General features: G+C 61.5%; 2 protein-coding genes and 5 pseudogenes. 3 read left to right on the forward strand and 4 right to left on the reverse strand.

Features of this window, described 5'->3' with window-relative positions:
• Nucleotides 1-765: IS21-like element helper ATPase IstB (gene istB, locus BMI01S_RS35730; RefSeq protein WP_042292701.1), on the reverse strand; the 765-nt coding region annotated here is incomplete at its 3' end.
• The gene (gene istA / locus BMI01S_RS35735; protein WP_042292703.1) at nucleotides 762-2,255 is read right to left on the reverse strand and encodes an IS21 family transposase; all 1,494 of its coding nucleotides are present in this window, start codon (nucleotides 2,253-2,255) and stop codon (nucleotides 762-764) included. The genes istA and istB, both read right to left, overlap by 4 nt.
• Nucleotides 2,256-2,408: 153 nt before the next feature.
• Here istA and BMI01S_RS40125 point away from each other — a divergent pair.
• Nucleotides 2,409-2,657 (forward strand): annotated as a pseudogene (locus BMI01S_RS40125) (carboxymuconolactone decarboxylase family protein); the annotation flags it as partial.
• A gap of 7 nt (nucleotides 2,658-2,664) precedes the next feature.
• Here BMI01S_RS40125 and BMI01S_RS35740 read toward each other — a convergent pair.
• Nucleotides 2,665-3,039, reverse strand: a pseudogene (locus BMI01S_RS35740) (sulfite exporter TauE/SafE family protein); the annotation flags it as partial.
• 94 nt (nucleotides 3,040-3,133) lie between these two features.
• On the opposite strand from BMI01S_RS35740, the pseudogene BMI01S_RS43610 reads away from it, so the two are divergent.
• A pseudogene (locus BMI01S_RS43610) lies at nucleotides 3,134-3,271 on the forward strand (transposase); the annotation flags it as partial.
• Nucleotides 3,272-3,776: 505 nt separating this feature from the next.
• Nucleotides 3,777-3,878 (forward strand): annotated as a pseudogene (locus tag BMI01S_RS40135) (IS66 family transposase); the annotation flags it as partial.
• Nucleotides 3,879-3,950: 72 nt separating this feature from the next.
• On the opposite strand, the pseudogene BMI01S_RS44495 reads toward BMI01S_RS40135, so the two are convergent.
• Nucleotides 3,951-4,975 (reverse strand): annotated as a pseudogene (locus BMI01S_RS44495) (IS110 family RNA-guided transposase).
• Nucleotides 4,976-5,321: the final 346 nt, after the last annotated feature.

Genomic DNA, 5,321 nt, shown 5'->3' on the forward strand with positions numbered 1-5,321 from the left:
CCGTGCATTCTGTTTGTCGCCGGCCTTGCGGCGGCGGTAGCTCTCGACGTTGAGCTCGAAGATCGTCGAGTGATGCACAAGCCGGTCGATGGCGGCGACCGTCATGCCGGGGTCAGGGAACACGTCATTCCAGCCCGAGAACGGCTGGTTGGCCGTTATCAGAAGGCTTTTGCGCTCGTACCTCTCGGCAATCAGTTCGAACAGCACGCTGGTCTCGGCCTGGTCCTTGCGGGCGTACGATAGGTCGTCAAGTAATATCAAGTCGAAGCGGTCGAGCTTGGCCAGCGCTGAAGGCAACTGCAGGCTCTGGCGTGCGGCCTGCAGCTTCTGGACGAGCTCGCTGGTGCGCGTGAACAGCACGCGGTAGCCGGCATCGATCAGGGCGTGCCCGATGGCCGAACCTAGATGACTTTTCCCGACCCCAGGTGGGCCGAACAGAAGGACCGTGGCGCCTTTCTCCAGCCATGACTCGCCAGTGGCCAGCGCCGTCACATGAGCCTTCGAGACCATTGGCACAGCGCTGAAGTCGAAGGTGGCGAGCGTCTTGGTCGGCTCCAGATGCGACTCGGTCCGATGCCGCTCGATGCGTCGTTTGGCACGCTCAGCCAGTTCGTGCTCAAGCAGTGCGCCAAGCAGTCGCGTGGCCTGCCAGCCTTCCTTGTCCGAACGCTCGGCGAACTCGGGCCACAACCTGCCGATCGTTGGCAAACGCAGCTCGTTGAGCATCAGGGCCAGGCGGCCACCATCATGTGCGGGCGCGTTCATGCTGCCACCTCCTCGAGCAGTTCGTCATAGACGGCAACGGGCGGCATCTGCACCTCCACTTCAGGACACGAGGCCTCACGGGGAGCGTACTGCTCACGCAGCGCCTTGAGATCGGGCAGCTTGCCGGCTTCCAGCAACACGTCAAGCTGTCCGGCCAGTGCGGCCTCCACGCCGTGCAGGCCGGCGAGTTCAAGCAGGCCAACCATCGTCTTGCATGCTTCGCGTTGCGACAGGCGGGCATCGAGTTGTTCCCAGGTCCGGCGGTAGGCCTCGCGCGGGAACAGTGCATCACGAAACGCGAGCCCCTTGAATGCCTGCGGTTTGCGCTTCAGGGAGCCAATGAAGTGGCGGTAATCAAGCGCGTGACGGTTGTCGTGCGCACGGGAGCCCCGTGCGGTGCTGTGCACCAGCACGCCGGACAGGTAACAGTCGAGCCGGTCGCCGTAGACGCGCACCTTCAGCCGGTGACCGATCAGGCGCGACGGCGCACTGTAGAGGATGCCCCGCACCGTAAACGTGCTGCAGCGGGTCACAGGGGCCTCTTCCTCGACGAAGTCGGTGGTACGGTACTCCGGCAGATCCTGAAGCTGCTGGCGCTCGATACGGAACGCGGCGGCGCAGCGCCGGTTTCGGCGCATCACCTGTTCGCGGATGAACTCGTCGTAGGCGGCACGATCGACGAAGTCGCGATGGCCACGCAGCATCAGGGCTTGATCGACTGCGTCCTTCAGATACCGATGCGAGGATTCGACACTCCCGTTCTCGTGCCCCAGACCGCGATTGTTCCGTGTGCCCTGCATGTCGTAATGCTCGAGCAGCGCCTTGTAACGGGTCGTGAAGTCCTCCTTCTCGCTCAGGTTCTTGAAGGCGGCGGACAGGCTGTCGGTGCGATGCTCGCGCGGGCAACCTCCCGCCTGCCATAGAGCGTTCTGCAACCCGTTGGCGAGGGCTTCGAAGCTCTCGCCACCCTCAACCACGCAGGCATACTCCCAGCGAGAGAATGCCAGCACGAAGTGATACAGCCGGTGCTCGAACGGCGCGCCGCCAATCGTCACGCACAGCTTGCTCATATCGGTGAAGTCAGACAGCCCGCGCACGCCGGGTTGATGCTCCTGGGGGAAGAAGATCTCCTGGCTGGGACCTTCGAGCGCCCGCCATTGAGAAATGCGTCGTTCCAGCGTGCGACGCATGCTGTCGGGGTAGCAGCCCGGGTGATCATCCTGCAGCTTGCGCAGGATCGTGATGCCCATCAGATGGGGAGCGTTGCGTAGTAAGGGCACGACTTCGCTGTCCCAGACATCGGCGAACGGATCGGGACGGGTGCGCCAGGAGCGCCGCGGCTTCTGGGATGGCAACGTCGCGTCACGCTCTATGCGGCGTGCGCTGCGCACGCTTATTCCTGCCTTGGCAGCCGCGACTTCCTGCGGATGGTGTTTGCGCTTGTTCATGTAGAGACGAACCTGTTGGTCGGTGATGCGGGTTCCAGACATGTGCTGACCGCTTCTTCTTTAAGAATCGATCAGCCATCCTATTGCCCCGCCGACGCGGCGCCGCCGGTGGTTCGTCGTCTCCGGCGGCTACGCCGCCTCCGACTCCTCACCACCGGCCAAAACAAACGTCAACGACCGGCCAAGCTAATTGTCGCCGCCCAGGCTGCGGGCACGAAGGATGGTGCTCTGGACAAAAAGACCCGCGAGCTGGTTGCGCTGGGCATCGCCGTATCTTCCCGGTGCGACGACTGTATTGGTTTCCATGTCCAGACGCTGGTCAAGCTCGGCATGACGAGGCAGGAACTCGAAGACGTGCTGGCTACTGCAGTCTACATGGGCGGTGGTCCGTCGATGATGTACGCCACCCATGCGCTAGCAGCGTTCGAGGAGTTTTCCGCCTGACAGGCGCAATCGCGTGCTCTACTACCATGCCGGCGAGGGCAACGCACACGAGGATGGCCGCAAATCCGGACTGGACGTGCTGAGCGGCCAGGCGATGCGAAACGCGGCGTCCACCCAGCATCCCCGCGGCGGTAGCGGTGCTGAACCACAGGACGACATCGAACGGAAATGCCGTGCCGTGCATCGCCGTCGCCAGCACACCGCCACCGCCAACCAGCGCAATCACCATCAGCGACGTTGCTACGATGCCGTGCATGGACACGTCGGTCAGCTTGCGCATGAGTGGCACGATGATGAATCCACCGCCCACGCCGAGCAGGCCCGTCATCAGGCCGGTCAGCGATCCGGTCGCCGCCAGTGCCAGTGCGGCGGGCCACGACCAGTCAAACGTATGCGGTCGAGGAACAACGTCCTTCCAATGAGTGGCTGAAGGTCTGAACCTAAGTGTCCGCGTGGACACATGCACTCAGACCGCAATGAACGAGAATCGAGACCTTCGCAGCAGGCTGGTCGTTGGCCAGAAACGGGATGGCCGGCGCGAATTTAATGAGGATGCTGTACGGGAACTGGTCGCACTATGCCTGAAGCCGGGCGTGTCGATCGCGCGTGCGGCCATGGATCACGACGTCAACCCGAACCAGTTACGCCGGTGGATCACGCGCTATCAGCATCAGATCCTGCACGATTCCCGGGAGCCAGACCCAATGGTAATCGATGGCGTCTCGATCGACATTCCTGCTCCGACGGTCAGAGGCCCCAGCAATGCAAGTACCTTACCGGTGTTTGTTCCCGTCATCTCCGCGCCAGTGTCGCCGTCGACACCGTCTACTCCGGTTCCGTCGATGGCGCTCGCGCTGCATGTTCGGTTACCCCATGGGACACCCGCTTTGTTGTCAAGAAAACCGAAGGCGGATCGGACGCGGCGAGCAATCTCCAACTGCATCATCCCAGGTGCCACGGAAATTCGTCGTACGCTGGACCAACAGTGGTGTGAACGGGTGTCGACAAGATGCCTTTGTCGGGGCTTGAGCTGTATGCGGGGAAACTTGCACGTACAGTTCTTTGGGGGCCGGGCGCGGGCAACCGCGTTCGGCTACCCAGCGCAGCGCCCAGAACTGCGCGCAACCTGTGGTCTTGTTCGAGTACCAGCCGGGGCGCGGGCAGGAGCATCCGAAGGCCTTCCTCGGGGATTACAGCGGCATGCTGATGAGCGACGGCTACAGCCCCCTGGCCCAATCAGAACCATGGCTTCGCACCAGTCGCGATACTGGGCTCGGTCCCCTTGCACCACCTTTAGCCAAAGCAGCGGTTTATCTCAAATGGCTTGTGCTCCCGAAGCATGTGATAGCAGGCACGCGCCAGCTTGTGCGCCAGCGCCTTGATCGCGACAATCCTGTTTCGAGCGTGTTTCTTCCGCTCGTAAAAGCGCCGGGCTTGTGGACATGAACGAATGGCGAAGTTCGCCGCCTCGACAAATGCCCACGCCAGATACTTGTTGCCGTTCTTCGTATTGCCTTCGCCTTTCTTCCGGCTGTTGCTTTCACGCCGGCTATCCACGCAGCGGCAGTACGAACTGAAATTGCCAACCTTGGTGAAGCGCGAGATGGCCCCGGTCTCCAGCATGATGGTGGTAGCGAGAACCGGACCAATACCCGGCACTGAGTTCAGCAATGCGTAATCCGGGTCCAGCTTCACCTGTTCCATGAGTCGCTTCTCGATGACCCGAATCTCCTTCTGCAAGGTCAGCATGACCGTCAGATTCGCTTGCATCGCAAGCGTCACATCAGCAGCAAAACCAAATTCGTTGACCTGCTTCTGATCCAGTTGCTTGACCCGCTGACTCTCCATCTGTCCACCGGTATGACGTGAGAACAGGTTTTCAATCGCGAGGATCTGCGGATCTGCGCTGTACGGCACTGCACCAGTTGCATCCGTTTGCGCGCAAGGTCACGCAGCGGACGTTGCTCCACCGGATAGATGTACCCCTCCGACAAAAGCCCCAGACGAAGCAGTTGCGCGAGGTGGGCCGCATCGGTGAAGTCACCACTGTATTTCAGGCCGTCATACTGCCGGATCGCTGCAGGGTTGGCCAGATGCACCCGGTAGCCGTCGCTCATCAACTCATCCACAAGCCAGTACCAGTTGTACGTTGCTTCAATGACCACTCCCACGAGATCTGCACGGTGGGGTGCCAGTGCTGCTCGAATCTGGACGGGATCGTTCGGTAACCTCCGCTGGTAGAGAACACGGTCAATTTCGTCGCTGATCACAACCACGCTGTTATTCGAGTGCAGGTCGATTCCGCTAAACTTGTCCATGCCGGCCTCCTGTGCGTCAAGCGGGTCTCGCAACCTCAACTCTACGCCCGCCGCTTCACCACAACGGCGTGGGGCCGGCTATATGATTATCAGAACCGTCCCGGACCGTCACCAGTTCCGCGCCGCGCGTGAGGGCATGCGAAGCGTGCGATGTGCAAGTGGCGGCAGGGCAACCTTCCCCGTTTTTTCTCCCTTGCCGTGTTGCCGCCAGTATCATGGCCAGCATACGCATCGTGACCGGTCGAAAACCATTGAGCGCCGCTTTGCCCGGATGGGCAGTTCAAACTCCTCCACTTGTGGGCGGCTAAATTCCCCCAGGCAGGACGAGCGGATTATGCGTCGGATT

The organism is Paraburkholderia mimosarum LMG 23256 = NBRC 106338 (genome assembly GCF_000739815.1).
GTDB classification, from domain to species: Bacteria; Pseudomonadota; Gammaproteobacteria; order Burkholderiales; family Burkholderiaceae; genus Paraburkholderia; species Paraburkholderia mimosarum.

Bases quoted from the DNA above. Each gene is read 5' to 3' on its own strand.
- istA (WP_042292703.1), bottom strand. From the start codon at position 2,255: ATGTCTGGAACCCGCATCACCGACCAACAGGTTCGTCTCTACATGAAC.